This window comes from Streptomyces racemochromogenes (assembly GCF_044129415.1).
Lineage (GTDB): Bacteria > Actinomycetota > Actinomycetes > Streptomycetales > Streptomycetaceae > Streptomyces > Streptomyces racemochromogenes_A.
In genome coordinates, this window is sequence record NZ_JBBDHD010000137.1 from 1 (window position 1) to 17,179 (window position 17,179).

General features: G+C 76.4%; 10 protein-coding genes, 2 tRNA genes and 1 pseudogene. 7 read left to right on the plus strand and 6 right to left on the minus strand.

The window, feature by feature from the left end:
* Window positions 1-352: 352 nt before the first annotated feature.
* From WDV06_RS31595 to WDV06_RS31610, 4 genes are all read left to right on the plus strand, one after another.
* Window positions 353-425 (plus strand) — tRNA-Lys (locus WDV06_RS31595).
* 198 nt (window positions 426-623) lie between these two features.
* Window positions 624-697, plus strand: a tRNA-Met gene (locus WDV06_RS31600).
* Window positions 698-845: 148 nt separating this feature from the next.
* Window positions 846-2,024, plus strand: a complete 1,179-nt coding sequence (locus WDV06_RS31605; protein WP_395513236.1) for a PP2C family protein-serine/threonine phosphatase — start codon at window positions 846-848, stop codon at window positions 2,022-2,024.
* Window positions 2,025-2,306: 282 nt separating this feature from the next.
* Complete coding sequence (locus WDV06_RS31610; RefSeq protein WP_395513237.1) at window positions 2,307-3,365, plus strand: M23 family metallopeptidase; 1,059 nt, start codon at window positions 2,307-2,309, stop codon at window positions 3,363-3,365.
* A gap of 19 nt (window positions 3,366-3,384) precedes the next feature.
* On the opposite strand, the gene WDV06_RS31615 is transcribed toward WDV06_RS31610, so the two are convergent.
* The 4 genes from WDV06_RS31615 to WDV06_RS31630 all read right to left on the minus strand — a co-directional run bounded on the left by WDV06_RS31615 (window position 3,385) and on the right by WDV06_RS31630 (window position 8,725).
* On the minus strand, window positions 3,385-4,671 hold the full coding sequence (locus WDV06_RS31615) for a PrsW family intramembrane metalloprotease (protein ID WP_395513238.1): 1,287 nt from the start codon (window positions 4,669-4,671) through the stop codon (window positions 3,385-3,387).
* Window positions 4,672-4,712: 41 nt separating this feature from the next.
* The gene (gene trmB / locus WDV06_RS31620; RefSeq protein ID WP_395513239.1) at window positions 4,713-5,561 is read right to left on the minus strand and encodes a tRNA (guanosine(46)-N7)-methyltransferase TrmB; all 849 of its coding nucleotides are present in this window, start codon (window positions 5,559-5,561) and stop codon (window positions 4,713-4,715) included.
* A 237-nt stretch (window positions 5,562-5,798) separates the two neighbouring features.
* Window positions 5,799-7,031, minus strand: coding sequence for an L-2-hydroxyglutarate oxidase (gene lhgO / locus WDV06_RS31625; protein WP_395513240.1), 1,233 nt, complete (start codon window positions 7,029-7,031; stop codon window positions 5,799-5,801).
* A 20-nt stretch (window positions 7,032-7,051) separates the two neighbouring features.
* Window positions 7,052-8,725, minus strand: coding sequence for a sporulation protein (locus WDV06_RS31630; RefSeq protein ID WP_395513241.1), 1,674 nt, complete (start codon window positions 8,723-8,725; stop codon window positions 7,052-7,054).
* A gap of 653 nt (window positions 8,726-9,378) precedes the next feature.
* On the opposite strand from WDV06_RS31630, the gene WDV06_RS31635 reads away from it, so the two are divergent.
* Entirely contained in the window at window positions 9,379-11,598 is a 2,220-nt protein-coding gene (locus WDV06_RS31635) for an asparagine synthase-related protein (RefSeq protein WP_395513242.1), read from the plus strand.
* A gap of 2 nt (window positions 11,599-11,600) precedes the next feature.
* Here the strand turns inward: WDV06_RS31635 and WDV06_RS31640 are convergent, their stop codons facing one another.
* Entirely contained in the window at window positions 11,601-12,782 is a 1,182-nt protein-coding gene (locus tag WDV06_RS31640) for a S53 family peptidase (protein WP_395513243.1), read from the minus strand.
* Window positions 12,783-13,042: 260 nt separating this feature from the next.
* Here WDV06_RS31640 and WDV06_RS31645 point away from each other — a divergent pair, with 260 nt between their 5' ends.
* The gene (locus tag WDV06_RS31645; RefSeq protein WP_395513244.1) at window positions 13,043-16,252 is read left to right on the plus strand and encodes a BTAD domain-containing putative transcriptional regulator; all 3,210 of its coding nucleotides are present in this window, start codon (window positions 13,043-13,045) and stop codon (window positions 16,250-16,252) included.
* On the opposite strand, the gene WDV06_RS31650 is transcribed toward WDV06_RS31645, so the two are convergent.
* Window positions 16,239-16,514: an NPCBM/NEW2 domain-containing protein gene (locus WDV06_RS31650; RefSeq protein WP_395513245.1), complete on the minus strand. Its 276-nt coding sequence runs from the start codon at window positions 16,512-16,514 to the stop codon at window positions 16,239-16,241. The genes WDV06_RS31645 and WDV06_RS31650 overlap by 14 nt on opposite strands.
* Window positions 16,515-16,533: 19 nt before the next feature.
* Between WDV06_RS31650 and WDV06_RS31655 the strand changes: the two are divergent.
* Window positions 16,534-17,179: pseudogene (locus WDV06_RS31655) on the plus strand (hypothetical protein); the annotation flags it as partial.

The following is a 17,179-nucleotide window of genomic DNA, read 5'->3' on the forward strand; positions in this document are numbered from 1 at the left end:
GACGACCGTCCCTCGGGTGGTTTCCGCCGTGACGACCGTCCGTCGGGTGGCTTCAACCGTGACGACCGCGGTGACCGCGGTGGCTTCCGCCGTGACGACCGCCCCTCCGGCGGCAACGGCTTCGGCGGCCGCCGCGACGACAAGCCGCGCTGGAAGCGCAACGGCTGACGCCTGAGCGCCGCCTGACCGGCAATCGGCCCCCACAGCACTCCGGCGCGGTGGGGGCCGAGCCCATTTCCGGCCGCTTTCGCCCCACCCGCACCCCGTGGCGGAAAACCGCCGGAGCCACACCCGGTGATACCCGATCGGCCAGCAGCCCCTCTGCGGCTATGCTCTGGGGTGAGCACATGGAGGGCCATTAGCTCAATTGGCAGAGCAGCGGACTTTTAATCCGTTGGTTGTCGGTTCGAGTCCGACATGGCCTACCTCCCGCAGGCGGGGGACGACCCCTCCGCCCGCCCTGAGCGCCCCTCCGGTTCCGACCGGAGGGGCGCTCCTGTGTTCCGGCCCGTGCGGTGTTTCCTTTTTGTGGCTCTGACCTGCGGTGATGTCGTTCAGGGGCGGGTCGGACGGGTTAATTGGCGAGAGGTGTCCCCCGGATGACGTAGAGTTGGGTTTACCGACGCGGGGTGGAGCAGCTCGGTAGCTCGCTGGGCTCATAACCCAGAGGTCGCAGGTTCAAATCCTGTCCCCGCTACTGAAGACGAAGGCCCGGATCCTCTGGATCCGGGCCTTCGTCGTGTCCGGCGCCCGTACGCCGTCACCCGACCGGTCCGGCCCGGTCGCCGGGCGGGGGCCGGGGCGCCAGCCTTGAGGGCGGGGCTACCGGGCGGCAGGAGAGCGGCGTGGGGCTGGGCCGGCAGGGCAACGGTGGGAGCGCGGACGGTGCCGCCCGGCGGGTGGTGCGGGTCCTGCCGTTCCTGCTGGTCTTCCTCGGACTGGTTTTCGACCTGTTGACGCCGCCCAGCTTCACCGGCTCCCCCTTCTTCACCGCCGCCCCCCTGGTCGCGGCCCCGCTGTTCAGCCTCGGGGCGACCGCCCTGACCGGAATGGCCTCCTCGGCGGCGGTCGTGGGCCTGCACTTCTACAACGGCACCGGCTGGCGGGCCGAGGCGCTGACCGAGCTGGTGACCGTGCTGACCGTCTCCGGGCTGGCCCTGCTGATCAACCAGGTGGTCCGGCGCAGCGGCGAGCGGCTGGCCTCGGCGCGCGTGATCGCCGAGGCCGCGCAGCGGGCCGTGCTGCCCACTCCGGCCGAGCGGATCGGGGGGCTGCACGTCGCCGCCCTCTACGAGGCCGCGCAGGCCGACGCCTTCATCGGCGGCGACCTCTACGCCGTCCAGGACACCCCGTACGGGGTACGGCTCGCGGTGGGCGACGTGCGCGGCAAGGGGCTGGGGGCGGTGGAGGCCGTCGCGGTGGTGCTGGGGGCCTTCCGGGAGGCGGCCGAGACCGAGCCGACCCTGGAGGGGCTCGCGCGGCGGCTGGAGCGGGCGCTGGCCCGCGAGGGCGCGCGGCGCGAGGGCCTGGACGCGGAGGAGGGGTTCACCACGTGCGTGCTCGGGGAGATCCCGGCCGGCGGCGGGCTGCTGCGGCTGGTCAACCGGGGGCACCCCGAGCCGCTGCTGCTCTACGCCGACGGGGGCGTCGCCGTCCTGGCCCCGGCCGAGCCCGCGTTGCCGCTGGGTCTGGGGGAGCTGGCCGGGGGCGGGGCCGTGCCGACGGGGGAGTGGCCGTTCCCGCCGGGCAGCACCCTGCTGCTGTTCACGGACGGGGTGACGGAGGCGCGGGACCGGGACGGGGTCTTCTACGACCCGGCGGTCCGGTTGCGGGGGCGGGTCTTCCCGGGACCGGACGGGCTGCTGAGCGCGCTCAGCAGCGACGTACGCCGGCACACGGGCGGCGGCACGATCGACGACATGGCGCTGCTGGCCGTGGGGCGGCCGGGGGAGGGGCAGCCGGAGCGGAGGAGGACGGTCCCGGTGGTGCGCCGCGGGGACAAACCGCCCGGTGACCGTGTGTAGCCCATGGGGCGCGCTGCGCAAGGGGGTTGACGGCCAGTCATCGGGCCCCTGTGGCTGGAGTGGTGAGGGTGGTGGGTGGCTTTCGCCCCGGTTGGGAGATGTATGGCGGAGTATGTGGCGGCCAAAGATGTTCAGGGAGTGGCCGATTGGCGTGAACGATCATTCGCGCCAGCTTGGAATCACTCCCCTGCGTCTATTACCGTTTGATAACGCAGCGCGGTCGTCCAGCCGTCGCCCACGACGGCACCCGTGTGCGTTCTCGCCCCTGAGGAGTGTGCCCCCGTGGCCTCCAACTCGCCTGCCCCCGAAGGCATCGAACTCCAGGAGACGCCCGGTGCCGGTGCCTGGGGCGAGTGGAATCCCACGGAGGACTCCGCCCGGTCGCTCCGCGGCAAGCACCGGGTCCTCAAGCCGCGCGGCGGACTCGCCCGCAGTTCGACGGTGCTCGGCGTCGGCGTGATCGCGGCCGTCGGCGCGGGCGGCATCGCCACCGCGCAGGACCGCCCCCAGGTGGCCATATCCGTGCCCTCCATCCCCGACCTGCTGGGCGGCGGGGACCACTCCGCCACCGCCGGCGCGCAGGCCGACTCCGTGGCCCTGCCCCGGCAGGCCGACGGGCAGCAGGACCGGCAGGGCGTACGGAACCAGGGGCACGCCGACGCCGGCGAGGCCCTGCGCCACCGCATCCTCCAGCAGGCCGAGTCCCAGCAGGACGCTGCCGAGGCCCAGGCCCGGGCGGCCGCCGAACAGGCAGCGCGCGAGAGCGCCGCGCAGGAGGCCCGTACCCGCCAGGAAGCGGCCGACAAGGAGGCCGAGGCGGTCCGCGCGGCAGCCGAGAAGGCCGCCGCCGAGAAGGCGGCCGCCGAGCAGGCCGCGGCCGCCGGCCAGGCCACGGCCAAGGGCGCCGCGGACACCGGCTCGGGCGGCGGCTCCGTGAAGGCCTCGGGCGGCTGGTCCCTGCCGACCTCCTCCTACACCCTCACCTCGCACTACGGCGACTCCGGCTCCATGTGGTCCTCCGGCCACCACACCGGCCTCGACTTCGCCGCGCCGACCGGGACCCCGGTCAAGGCCGTCGGCGGCGGGACGGTCGTCTCGGCGGGCTGGTCGGGCGCCTACGGCTACCGGATCGTGCTCCGCCTCGCCGACGGGACCGAGGTCTGGTACTGCCACCTGTCGTCGATGGCGGTGACCTCCGGGTCGGTCGGCGCGGGCGAGACCATCGGGCGGGTCGGCGCGACCGGCAACGTCACCGGCGCCCACCTGCACCTCGAAGTCCGCATCGGTGGGTCGACCGTCGATCCGCTGGCCTGGCTGACCGCCCGGGGCCTCGACGTCTGAGCCAGGCCGGGCTCTCGGCTCACCCCGGGGCGGCGGAGAGCTCCGGCCGCCTCGGGGCCGGCAGGGGGACCGGGGCGACCCGCCGCGCGTGACGCGCCTGGGTCCCGGCCTGCGGGCCGGACCACGCCGGCAGCAGCTCCTCCAGCACCGCCGCCCGGGCCAGGGCGGGCGCGGCCGTGGCCCGGCGAAGCCAGAGCCGGCGCAGCAACTCCCCTTCCCGCGCCGCGAATCCGGGGTCCGCTTCCGGGCCGGCCTGCCGGGCGTGCCGGCGCAGCAGGGCCAGGGCGGCGGCGTCCGCCGCGTACCGGGACACCGCCCGGGCGGCGGGACGGCCCCCGGTGGTCCGGGCCAGGGCCCGCGCCAGGGAGCGGGCCGGCATCGAAGCGAGCGCCGGGACCTCCGCCGGGCCGATCCAGCCCGCGGCGGCGTACACCGACAGTTCGGCGGCGACGACGTGCAGCCGCAGGCGCCGCATCCGCACCGCGAGCCCCAGCAGCAGACCGAACGCCGGGACCATCACGCAGCCGTAGACCCAGTAGAACCCGTACGCCCCCACGTGCGAAGAGCCGTTCCACAGGGCGTGCGCCGCCATGGCCAGGGCGAGGCCCAGCAGCGGGAGGCCGGTGCGGCGGGAGCGGCGGGTGCCGAGCGCGGCCGCGCCGAAGCCGAGGCCCGTCAGCACGGTGAACAGGGGGTGCGCGAACGGCGAGAGGACGACCCGGACGAAGAAGGTCGCCGCCGTCACCGAGTCCAGTACGCCCGCGCCCTTGGCCAGGTCCTCCTCGAAGGCGTTGCCCAGGTAGAGCACGTTCTCGGTGAACGCGAAGCCGGTCGCGGTGAACCCGGCGAACACGAAACCGTCGGCGGGGCCGGCGAACCGCGGTCTTCGCAGGGTGAACAGGGCCAGCAGGGCTGCCGCCTTGGCGCACTCCTCCACGACCGGGGCGACCGCCACCGACCCGAGCAGGTCGGCCGCCGAAGGGTCGGCGGCCTCGGCCATCCACTCCGTGGCGAAGCTGTTGGCCAGTATCGCGATCAGCGCCGCCGTGCAGGCGCCCCAGCCGAAGCAGAACAGCAGCCGGCGCCACGGGCCGGGCGCGGCCCGGCCCAGCCAGCGGAACGCCGCCATCAGCGGCGGCACCGGCAGCAGGGCCAGGCCGAGCCCTACGAAGAAGCCGGCCGTACCGGTCTGCTCCCGCACGAGTTCGAGGATGGCGACCCCGGTCGCGCCGAGCAGGGAGACGAGCACGCACGTCCGGGCCCTGCCCGACGGGCGTGCGAGCACACGGGTGAGCGCTCGGTGCACATGATGACCCTACCGAGCCGCTCGGACACTCGGAGTGACGTTTATCGGTTCTTGGGCTCTGCGTTGGGTTCTGTGCGAGTGAAGAGGAGGTCGTGTACGACGTGGCCCTTGTCGAGGCCCTGGCCCTCGAAACGCGTGAGCGGGCGGAAGTCCGGGCGCGGGGCGTAGCCGCCGTCGGCCTGGGTGTTCTCGAACTCCGGGTGCGCGGTGAGCACTTCGAGCATCTGCTCGGCGTACGGCTCCCAGTCGGTCGCGCAGTGCAGCAGCGCGCCGGGCGCCAGGCGGGTGGCGGCGAGGTCCAGGAACTCCGGCTGGATCAGGCGGCGCTTGTGGTGGCGGGCCTTCGGCCACGGGTCCGGGAAGTACACGCGCAGCCCCGCGAGGGAGGCGGGCGGCAGCATCTCGCGGAGCAGGATGATGGCGTCGCCGTTGGCCACGCGGACATTGGTCATCCCGCCGCGCTCGGCGAGGGCGAGGAGGTTGCCCTGGCCGGGGGTGTGGACGTCGGCGGCGAGAATGCCGGTGCCGGGGTCGGCGGCGGCCATCTGGGCGGTGGCCTCGCCCATGCCGAAGCCGATCTCCAGGACCACGGGGAGGCCGCCGAAGAGGCGGTTCAGGTCGATGACCTCGCGGCCGTCGATGTCCAGGCCCCAGGTCCCCCAGAGGCGCTTGAGCGCCTCGCCCTGGCCGGTGGTGACCCGGCTGCGGCGCGGCTGGAAACTGCGGATGCGGCGCTCGTGGTGGGAGCCGGCGGGGTCGGGCGCGGGGCCGTCGGGGAAGCGGGGCTCCGTCCGCCACTTGGGCGGCACGTATGCGGGTGCCTCCGACGGTGCGGGTGCCTCCGGCGGTGCGTCGGGGAGGCTGGGCTGGGGGTTCAGGGACTCAGACACAATGCGGCGATTCTACGCCGGGGGGTGGTTCCGGGCCGGTGCCCCGGCGGGGCGTTCGCGGGGTCGGGGCGGCCGGGGCCGCGGGCGGGGTCGCCCGGATCTGCGGCCGGCGCCGCGCGGTCCGGAGTTGCCGGGCCGCATCCGGTCCCGCCGGCGATCGAACGGTGGAAGGGCCCCGCGCAGCGGCCCGCCGATGCCCCGCTTCGGCCGGCCGGCCCCGCGCGTCGGCGGTGCGGGTCAGGCGGAGCGCAGGACGCGCAGCGCGCGGGTGGCGATCTCGCGGCCGATCGGGAGCGACGCCGTCGCCGCGGGGGAGGGGGCGTTCAGGACGTGCACCGTGCGCGGTGCCTCGCGGATGAGGAAGTCGTCCACCAGCGTCCCGTCCCGCAGGACGGCCTGCGCCCGGACCCCCGCCTCGGCCGGGGTGAGGTCCGCCTCCGTGACCCCCGGCAGGAGCCGCCGTACGGCCTCTGTGAAGGCCGCCTTGGACAGGGAGCGGTGGATCTCCCCGGCCCCGTACCGCCAGTGCCGCGCGGCCATCCGCCAGGATCCCGGCCAGGCCAGCTCGGTGCCGAGGTCGCGCGGGCGGACCGTGCTCCAGCGGTAGCCCTCGCGGGCCAGCGCCGGTACGGCGTTCGGGCCGACGTGGACCCCGCCGCCGATGCCCCGGGTCAGGTGGACGCCGAGGAAGGGGAACGCGGGGTCGGGGACGGGATAGACCAGCCCCCGCACCAGCGACGGGCGGGCCAGGTCGTGGTACTCGCCCCGGAAGGGGATGATCCGCATGCCCGGGTCGTCCCCGGCCAGCCGGGCGATCCGGTCGCACTGCAGGCCTGCGCAGTTCACCAGCGCCCGGGCCCGGACCACCCGTCCCGAGGTGGTCCGCACCGCCACCGCGGACGGGCGGCGCGAGATCAGGTCCACCTCGGCGCCGTAGACGATCTCCGCCCCGGAGGACTCGGCGAGCTGCGCGGCCACCCGGCCGTAGTCCACGATCCCGGTCGTGCCGACGTGGATCGCGGCCAGCCCGCTGATCTCCGGCTCGTACTCCGCGATCTGCGCCGGGCCCAGCTCGCGCACCGGGATGCCGTTCTCCCGTCCGCGCTGGACCAGCGAGTGCAGGCGGGGCAGCTCGGAGCGGTCGGTGGCGACGATCAGCTTGCCGGTCACCTCGTGCGGAATGCCGTGTTCTGTGCAGAACTTCACCATCTCGGCGGCCCCGCGCACCGCGAACCGTGCCTTCAGGGAGCCGGGGCGGTAGTAGATGCCGCTGTGGATCACGCCGCTGTTGCGGCCCGTCTGGTGCCGGGCGGGGCCGGACTCCTTCTCCAGGACGGTCACGCGCGTACCGGGAGCCAGGCTCGACAGGGCATGAGCCGTCGACAGGCCGACGATCCCGCCACCGATCACCAGCACATCGCAGTCCACACCGCCGCCCACGCTGACACCTCCCACCCCTGCATCTTGCACCCCGCCACCGACAATAGGGGCTACGCGGGAGTCACCAGCAGCGGCCGGGCCCGTTCCCGCAGCTCCGCGACGCGCGGCTCGTCCCCGTACGGCTCCAGGCGGTGCAGCAGGTCCCGTACGTACTCGGTGGTGCGGGCGGAGGAGATGCGGCCCGCGACCTCCACGGCCCGGGTGCCGGCCGCGCAGGCCGCGTCGAGGTTGCCCGACTCCAGCTCGGCGACCGCGCTGACCACCAGGCGCAGCCCGTGCGAGCGCACGTACTCCTCCGTGGGGCGCGAGAGGGCCTGCTCGGTGAAGCGGCGGACCTGCCGGGGGAGTTTCAGGTCCCGGTAGCATTCCGCCGCATCCGCGGCGAACCGGTCGTACGAGTAGAAACCCAGCCAGCTCGGGTCGGGATCGCCCTCCCGGGAGCGTTCCAGCCACCCCTCGGCGGCCCGCAGCGCCGACCCGGCCGCCGCCGAGTCGCCCGCCTTCGCGTGCGCCCGGGCCTCCACCAGGCGGAAGAAGCTCATGGTGCGGGCGGTGGCCAGGCCCCGGTTGCGCTCGACGGCGGCCTGGGCGAGGTCCACGCCCTCGTCGGGGAAGTCCCGGTAGGTCGCCTGGAGGGACATCGAGGCCAGGACGTAGCCCCCGAGCGGGACGTCGGCGGCGGCGCGGGCCAGCCGCAGCGCCTGGATGTAGTACCGCTGGGCGGCCTCCTGCTGGCCCGTGTCGAAGGCCATCCACCCGGCGAGCCGGGTCAGCTCGGCGGTGGCCCCGAACAGGGCGCGGCCGACCTCGTCCGTGTAGGAGCCGAGCAGCAGCGGCGCCGCGTCCACCCGCAGGCACTCGGGGACCATCGACGAGCGCCAGTCCCCGCCCCCGTACTTGGAGTCCCAGCGGCGCGCGTCCTCGGCCGCCTCCCGCAGCTTGGTCACGTCGCTGTGGCCCACCCGCTGAGGGGAGACGTCCGGGAGCCCCGGGGCGGGGGCCGCCGCACCGGCCGCCGGGGCCGCCGGGGCGGTTTCGGCGCCGGGGCGGGCGGGCACAACGCCCTGCGCGGGGGTTTCGGGGGTGCGCCGGATGGCGGCGGCGGAAGCGGGGCGCGCCGGAGCCGCCGTACGCCCGCCCCCGCCGGCGGAGCCGGTACCCGTACGGCCGGCCGGCGGACCCGGGTCGGAGTGGGGGCCCGGAGGGGACGCGGGGCCCGGAGGGGATCCCGGGCTGGAGGCGGGGCCCGGCTCGCGGGCCACGGAGCTGTCCGCGGGCGATATCAGCCACCGCGACGCCGGCGTCGCGTACGCCGACACCGAGAAGGACCCGGCGAGCGACTGCCAGATCCCGCCACCGCCGCGCCGCCCCGCCAGGTCCAGCCGGTACAGGTCGGTCGCCGACCGCACGGCCGCGCCGACGTCGCGCGGGAAGGCCAGTCCGACCTCGGGCGCGGGGTCGGCGTCCGCCAGCCCGATCTCGTGCAGCGGCACCGGCCGCCCCAGCTTCGCGCCGATCGCGGCGGCGATCAGGTGCGGGGCGGCGCCCTGCGGCACCATCCCCTTCGACACCCACCGCGCGACCGAGGTCTTGTCGTACCGCAGCGTCAGACCGCGCTGCGCTCCGAGGTCGTTGACCCGCCGGGCCAGCCCCGCGTTGCTGATGCCCGCCAGGGCGAGGACGGCGCCGAGCTTCTCGTTGGGCTCGCGGAGCTCCCTGGACATGCGCCACCCCTCGTCACACGCGGAACGCAGACGCCGCCGGGGCATAGGCGCCCGGCATTTCGTAAACCCAGCGTAGTTCCCCGCCTCCCAAGCGTTAAGGCCTCCCGTTCCGTATGGCGGGATTGTTGTCCGTATGCACAGTCCGCCGGGGCCCGCTCCCCGGGGCGTACGCCTCGGATCGTGCTCCGGCCGTGTGGCCGTGCGCCCGGCCGTGCGCTCTGGCCGCACCCGGGGCCCGGCGATTCGATGTGCCGTGCGTGGGTCGGCCCGCCGCGTGGATCCGGCAGGCCGGGGGATGCCGCTGCCTCAATCCCCGCGGGTGGCGGAACGGTCCGGGAGGTGCGATCAAGCCTCCCGGACCGCGCCCCGCGGCCTCCCGCCGCTTCCCGCGCGCGGACCCGTACGGGCACTCAGTACGGCCGAAGAATGGCCGAAACCGACCTATGGGGCGGTGGGAACGGAACGCCGAATACCGTGAGGCCGCGGCGTGTCCGTTTACATGTGCGCCCCCCGAAGCCGCTCCCGCACGCCCGCTTCGTGGCAGCATGGACCCCGAGCCACCGGGGTCCCGCCGGCCGCGCCCACAGCGCCGACCACGTCGTCCGTGCCGCCCGTTGCCCCGGTCATGTGCCCACGGGCTGGGGGAGGCGGCGGTGCGCTGGTTGGTCGGGTGGAGCAGTATCGCCGCGAGCTTCGGTACGGCCGGACGCGTCTCCGGCCCGGCCGGCGGAAGCGGGTACGGCTCTCCGTACGGGTCCGCGTACGCGGACCCTCCGCGCGGCGGCATCGCCGACGCCGCCCACGCCGACGATCCTGCGGGCCAGGACGCCGACCGCACAGTCCACCCCGTCGGCGCCCAGCTCCTGTGGGGCGACCCCGACCCCCTCTGGGCCGTCGGCGACTGGCGCCCCGACGAGGTCCGCACCGTCACCGCCGACCCCGCCGACCCCTTCACCCGGCTCGCCGTCCTCGGCTGCTGCGGCGCCGGCGACGAGGAACTGCGCCGTGCCCTCTACACCGCCCGCGGCGGCGCCCTGCGCCACCTCACCGAATGGCCCGGCAGCTACACCGCCGTCGTCCAGGCCGGCCGCCGCATCACCGTCCTCGGCGACCTCGCCGGCGCCCGGCCCGTCTTCTACACGCCCTGGGCCGGCGGCACCGCGTACGCCACCGCCGCCCTCCCCCTCGCCGACCTCATCGGCGCACAGCTCGACATCGGCCACCTCGCCGCCCTGCTCGCCTGCCCCGACAGCCCCGAGGCACTGGGCGACGGCACACCGTACGTCGGCGTACGCCGCATCGCGCCCGGCCACGCCCTGATCCTGCGCGAGGGCTCCCGGGAGATCACCGGATACGAATCCGTGGCCTCCCTCGCCGTCGCCGCCCCCGAGGCCGATCCGCAGGGGGCGGTCGAAGGAGTGCGGGAAGCGTTGACGGCCGCGGTGCGCGCCCGGCTCACGGCACCCCGCCATGCTCCCGACACCCTCCTCCCCGACCCCGGCCCCGTGCCCGGAATGGGTCCCGCCGACCGGCGCGCGGCCCGTGGCGCCCCCGCCCCCGGGGTCGGCGCCGACCTCTCCGGCGGCACCGCCTCCGCCACCCTCGCCCTGCTCGCCGCCGGACTCCCCGGTGCCCCGGGCACCCTCCCCGGCTCCGGGTCCCGCCTCCTCGCCGTCACCTTCAACGACCTCGCCACCCCGGGCGGCCGGGAAGGCGAACTCGAACGGGCCCACGCCCTCGCCGCCGACCCGCGCCTCCACCACGTCGTCGTGGCCGCCGCCGAGGAAGCCCTCCCCTACGCCGACCTCGACGGCCCCCTCACCGACGAACCCGGCCCCAGCCTCGTCACCGCCCCCCGGGACCGCCGCCGCCTCGCCGCCGGCTCCGCCGACCACTTCACCGGCCACGGCGCCCGCCAGGTCCTCGACGCCCACCCCGCCCGCATGGCCGACCTCCTGCTCGACCGCCGGCGCCGCCACCTGCTGCGCCCCGTCGCCGCCCTCGCCCGCTCCGCCCCCGAAGGCCCCCTGCTCGTCCCCTTCTCCGTCTACTCGGCCGCGCGCCGCCTCGCCCGTACGCCGTACCGCGCGGGCATCGAGGCCGCCGCGGCCCGGCTGCGCGAGGGCGCCGTCGCCACCGCCGTCTCCGGCCCCGTCGACGCCTCCCTCGCCGCCCTGACCTGGTCCCGCCCCGGACCGGCGGCCGGCTGGCTGACCGGGGAAGCGCTGGCGGAAGTATCGATCCGCCTGCGTGCCGCCGCCGGACGCCCTCCGCTCTCGCTGCGGCCCGGAGAGGCCCGCGCCCGCGCGCTGCTGGCCCGCCACGCCGCCGACCACCGGGTCTTCGAGCAGGCCGTCGAGGTCCGCAGCCAGCGCCTGCACGCCCCGTTCCTCGACAACCAGGTCGTACGGGCCGCACGCGCCCTCCCGGAATCCCTGCGGGTGCAGCCCGGCGCCCGCGCCGAGATCCTGCGCGGGGTCCTGGCCTCCGCCGGGGTCCGCGAACTCCCGCCCGGCTGGGGCGTCACCGCCCCCGGCCCCAACGAGACCGCAGTCCGCCTCGGCCTGCGCGCCGCCCTCGCCACGCTGCTGGCCCTCTTCGACGCACCTCTGCTGGCCGACGCCGGGCTGGTCGAGGCCCGCGTGGTGCGGCAGGCCCTGACCGACGCCGCCGACGGGCGGCCCGTGCCGCTCGACGGGCTGGCGGAACTCGTCTCGATGGAACTGTGGCTCCGCCGCCTGATGTCCCGCCGCGGCACCTGCTGGACGGGCACGACCACCCCCCACCGCCGGGCCGTACCGCCGCTGCCGGCCCCGCTGCCGAGGCTCACCCCGTCGGCGCTGCCGTCACTGCCGCGCCCGGCCGGGCGGTAGCCCTACCGCCGCAGGCCGCGCAGCCCGCGGGGGGTGCCGATGCCGGTGGCCCGGTCGTATCCGGGAATCGCGGCGTACGGGCCGGCCACGCCGGTGACGATGTCGTGGAAGCTGCCCGGGCGGGCGTACGGGTAGGAGTTGGGGCGGTCGGCCGGCCCCGGCCGGCCGGCGAGGGCGTACATGCCGGCGACCAGCGGGGAGGAGAGGCTGGTGCCGCCGACGACCTGCCAGCCGACGGTGGGGTTGCCGGGGGTCGAGACGTACGCCGCCATACCGGTGTCGGGATCCGCGACGGCCGAGATGTCGGGCGTGGAGCGGGTGGCGCAGGGGGCGAACCCCTGCTGGAAGGCGGGCTGCGGCTCGTATGGGGAGCAGCCGCCTCCCGTGCCGCCCCAGGCGCTCTCCGTCCAGCCGCGCAGGTTGAACGCCCGGGTCAGCTTGGTGCCGCCCACCGAGGTGACGTTGGGGGAGACGGAGGGGTAGACCGGCACGCCCCCGACGTCGCCCGAGGCGAACGTGTAGACGAGGCCGGGGCGGAAGTGGGAGTCGAGGCTGCCCTCGGCCGCCTGTTCGGCGACGGCCCAGCTGCCGTTCACGCCCGTCACCCCCGGCAGGAAGCTCGCGATGTCCACGGCGGGCAGGAGGGAGCTGACGATGAACGCCGTGGGGGCCTCCACGAGGGTGATCCCGCACCCCGGGCAGGTGGCGCTGACGGCCTGCATGTCCAGCCCGGCCTCAAGGGCCCAGATCGGGTCCACCGTGCCCGGTTTGGTGCCGGTCGAGTACACCTTCCGGAAGCAGCCGTTGGCCGTGGTGCAGGGCGGCAGGTGGAACTGGCGCCGGTACACCGCCAGGTCCTGTTCCGCCTCGGGGTAGTCGTTGGCGACGACGATGGCGATCCTGCGCCCGTCCCCGCCGAAGGGCGGCAGCCCGTAGGCGCTCCGGATGTCCTGCGGCGACAGGCCCGCCGGCTGCTGGCCCGGCAGGAGACTCGGCCGCGCCGGCAGGTCCGTCCGGACCATCGACAGGCAGAACGCCTTGCCGGGTACGTTCCGTTCCGGGCAGACCCGACGGTACGTGGGACCGCCCGGACCGGGCTGCGCGGCAGCTGCGGCGGAACCGGCGGCCAGGCCGGCGAGGGCCATCGCGGCGGCCACCAGAGAACCGATCAGACGCCTGCGCATGGCGCTCCTCCAGGACGGCGCGGGGGAGTGGACGGCCGCCACTGTCCTCGCCCCCGCCTCCCCCGGGCCGCCCGACACGCCCCCACCCGTCCGGTCGGCCGACCCCGTTCCTCCCGACGGCCCCGCCCGGGGCACCCCCAGCGGCAGCCGGGGGCGTCAGAGGCGCCGGGGTCCGGCGGCGGGGCCCCGGGGAGCGCGCAAGGGCGGGGCGGGGAGAAAATCCGCCGCAGCCGGGTGTGGCGGCACGGCAGAATGACCCGGTGCGGTACCTCATCCTCGGTGGCACCGAGGCGCGTGACGAGAAGACCGGCGCCCCCCTCACCCCCGGCGGCGCCCGGCTGCGCGCACTCCTCGCCGCCCTCGCCCTCCGCGCCGGGACCCCGGCCCCCGCGTCCGTCGCCGACCTGGTCGACGAGGTCTGGGGCGACGACCCGCCGCAGGACGCCCCCGCCGCGCTCCAGGCCCTCGTCGCCCGCCTGCGCCGCGCCCTCGGCTCCCGCGACAGCATCCGCACCGACCCCGCCGGCGGCTACCGCCTCACCGCAGCCCCCGAGGACGTCGACCTCCACCGCTTCACCCGCCTCGCCGCCCTCGGCGCCGAGCAGCTGGCCACCGACCCCGCCACCGCCGCCGACACCCTGCGCGAAGCCCTCGCCCTGTGGCGCGGCCCCGCCCTCGCCGACCTCCCCGAGCCCGCCCGCACCGCCCACGCCGCCGCACCCGAGGCCCGCCGCACGGCCGCGCTCCGCGACCGCCTCGAAGCCGACCTGCGCAGCGGCGCCACCGCCCCGGCCGCACTCCTCCCGGAGATCGAGGCGCTGATCCACGAGCACCCGTACGACGAACCCCTGCGCGCCCTCCACCTGCGCGCCCTGCGCTCCGCCGGACGCCCCGCCGAAGCCCTCGCCGCCTACGAGGCCACCCGCCGCGAGCTCGCCGACGGCCTCGGCACCGACCCCGGCCCGCAGCTGCGCGCCCTGCACGCCGAACTCCTGGCGCCCCCGCCGGCCCCGCCCGCCCCGCCCCGCGGCAACCTCCGCCCCCGCCTGACCTCCTTCGTCGGCCGCGAGCCCGAACTCGCCGCCCTCGCCGACGACCTGGCCCGCGTACGCCTCGTCACCCTCACCGGCCCCGGCGGCTCCGGCAAGACCCGCCTCGCCGAACACGCGGCCGCCGCCCAGCCGGCGTCAGGCTGGCTCGTCGAACTCGCCCGCCTCGACGACGGCGCCGCCGTCCCCGGGGCCGTCCTCAGCGCCCTCGGACTGCGCGAGAACAGCCTCGTCGCCCGCGAGAAGACCCCCGCCCACGACAACCCCACCGCCCTCCTCCTCGAATACTGCGCGCACCGCAGCCTGCTCCTGGTCCTGGACAACTGCGAACACGTCATCGGCGCCGCCGCCGAACTCGCCGACAAGCTCCTCACCCACTGCCCCGGCGTCCGGATCCTGGCCACCAGCCGTGAGCCCCTCGGCGTGCCCGGGGAGTTCCTGCGCCCCCTCGAACCCCTCCCGCCCGGCCCCGCGCACCGGCTCTTCGCCGACCGCGCCACCGCCGCCCGCCCCGGCTTCAGCGCCGACCAGGACCCGGCCGCCGTCGCCGAGATCTGCACCCGCCTCGACGGACTGCCCCTCGCCATCGAACTGGCCGCCGCCCGGCTGCGCCTCCTCACCCCCCGCCAGATCGCCGACCGCCTCGACGACCGCTTCCGGCTGCTGACCGGCGGCGCCCGCACGCTCCTGCCCCGCCAGCAGACCCTGCGCGCCGTCGTCGACTGGTCCTGGGACCTCCTCGACCCCACGGAACGCACCGTCCTCACCCGGATGTCCGCCTTCGCCGGCGGCTGCGACCTGGACGCCGCCGAAGCCGTCTGCGGCGGCGACGACGGCTTCGACGTCGCCGACACCCTCGGCTCCCTCGTCGACAAGTCCCTCGTCACCGCCGTCCCCGACCCCGACGGCATGCGCTACCGGCTGCTGGAGACCATCCGCGAGTACGCCGCCGAGCACCTCGCCGCCGCGCCGGACGAGGCCCGGGCCACCGCCCGCCGCCACGCCGCCCACTACCTGGCCTTCACCGAGCGCGCCGAACCCCTGCTGCGCTCCGCGGACCAGCTCCCCTGGATCCGGCGCGTCGAGACCGAACTCGACAACCTCCGCTCCGCCCTCCACACCACCACCGTCAAGGACGCGGACCTGGAGACCGCCCAGCGCCTCGTGACCGCCCTCGCCTGGTTCCTGTGGCTGCGCAACTACCGGGCCGAGGGCGCCGAATGGGCCGGCCGGGTGCTCGCCGCCACCCCGGCCGACGCCCCCGAGGGCTCGGCCGCGTACTGGCGCTCCATGCGCCTCCAGGTCCTCCACATGTTCCTGCTCACCGAGAGCAAGGGCGCCGCCGGGTTCCGCACGCCCGAGTTCGCCGGCCTGGCCGCCCGCATCAGGGAGGTCTTCCGCGAGGGCTCCCCCGAGACCACCCGTTTCCCCGGCATGCTCTGGCCCGCGACGGCCTTCCTCACCGGAGACCCCGCCGGCTTCCACCCCGACCTCGCCCGGTCCGTGGAGAACTGCCGCCGCCACGCCGGCGACTGGGAACTCGGCGTCACCCTCCTGATGCGCGCCCACTCCGCCATCGACATGACCGGAGGCCTGGACACCGTCGACGCCGACCTCGCCGAACTCCACGACATCGCCCGCCGCTGCGGCGACCGCTGGATCCGCGCCCAGGTCGCCAGCGCCGCCGGGGAGGCCGCCCTCTCCCGCGGGCAGTACGACACCGCCCGCACCGAGTACGAGGAGTGCCTGCGCCTCGCCCGGGAGGTGGGCGCCCAGATCGAGGCACCGTTCGCGCTCGCCCGCATCGCCGAGGCCGCCTACTGCTCGGGGGACTACGACACCGCCGAACGGCTCCTCGCCGAAGCCGACCGCGAGGCCGACCGGCACGGCGGGGTGTACGACGTCAGCTCCTTCGCCCGGCTCCTGTCGGCGATGCTCGCCCTGCGCCGGGGGGACACCGACCGGGCCCGCACCGAGTGCGCCCGCTCCCGCGCCGAGGCGTCGCAGATCAACCCGCCCCCGCAGCTCACCGCCGGGCTGGACGTCATCGAAGCCGCCGTCACCGCCCGCGAGCACGGCCCGCAGGCAGCCCTGGAAAAGATCGGCCCCGCCCTCGCGGAGGCGGTGGCCGCCCACTGCGCCGAACGCGTCCTGGCCTGCCTCGCCGAGTCGGCGGCCCTGTACCTGGAGGCCACCGGCCGTCCGGCCGCGAGCGTACGGGTCCTCGCGGCGGCCGGCACCTGGCGCGCGGGCCAGCCCCGCTCGGTCCCGGAGGCGGCCGTCCTGGAAGGGCTCCCGGACCGCACCCTCGCCGCCCTCGGCGCGGCCGCCCACGCCCGGGCGGAGGCCGCGGGCCGCTCCCTGACCCCCGCCGAGGTCGTCGCCGAGGTCACCCGGCACGTCCCGCTCAGCGGCAGCTGATCACGGCGTCGGCCCAGCTCGCCAGCGTCGGCAGGTGCCCCTGCCCGGCCTGTTCCACCACCAGCCGCAGGGTGGAGCGGCCGGCCAGCGGCACCCCGACGGCCGCCGGGGCGTCCCCGTACCCGAGTGCCTCCGACCGCCACAGCCGCTGTCCGTCGGCGTAGACGGAGAACCGCACCGTCCCGTCGGTCGGCAGCGACAGGCCGTCCACACCGGCCCGCGCCGAGAAGGAGGTGCACTGCCGGTTCAGGGTGATCTCCACCGCGGAACGGGAGTTGACGGTGATTCCCTGGCCGAACCGCTGCCCGCCGACCACCATCCCCCACCGCTGCCACACCCAGCTGCTGCGCCAGGTCTCCAGCTCGGGGCCGGTGTGCCGGCCCAGCGCCGCGTGGTCGAGCCGGGCCAGCGGGAAGGCCTGCGCGGGCTGGGGCGACGGCGTGGTCGTCGGCCGCGACGGCGAGGGCGACGGCGACGGCGTCGGCCTGGGCCGCGCGGACGCGGACGGGGTCACCGGTGCGGCGGCGGACACCGGCGGCGGGGCGGGCCGCGACGCCGGCGCGGACGGAGCCGCACTGCGCGGCGGCGGTACGGGGCCACCCGCCGCCGGCGCCGGATCCGCGGGCGGGCTCGACCGCGGCGCCACCGGCGCGGGCGCCCTGGGCACCACCGGGGCCACCGCGCCGGGCGCCGGCTTCGCCTCCGGCTCTGGCTCGTCCCCGGTCAGGGCGAACACCACCCCCGCGGCGGCGGCGACCGCTATCCCGGCGGCGATGGCGGCCTTCGCCGGGAGCCCCAGCCCCTCCGAGACCACCGCCCCGCCGGTCCCGCCGACGGCACCCGCTCCGCCCCCGGCCGCCCCACCAGCACCGGCCGCCCCGGCGGCGCCACCCGCACCCGCGGCCCCGGCCCCGGCGGCCGACGACC

Coding starts and splice junctions, on each gene's coding strand:
- WDV06_RS31630 (WP_395513241.1), bottom strand. CDS start 8,725: ATGTCCAGGGAGCTCCGCGAGCCCAACGAGAAGCTCGGCGCCGTCCTC.
- WDV06_RS31640 (WP_395513243.1), bottom strand. CDS start 12,782: ATGCGCAGGCGTCTGATCGGTTCTCTGGTGGCCGCCGCGATGGCCCTC.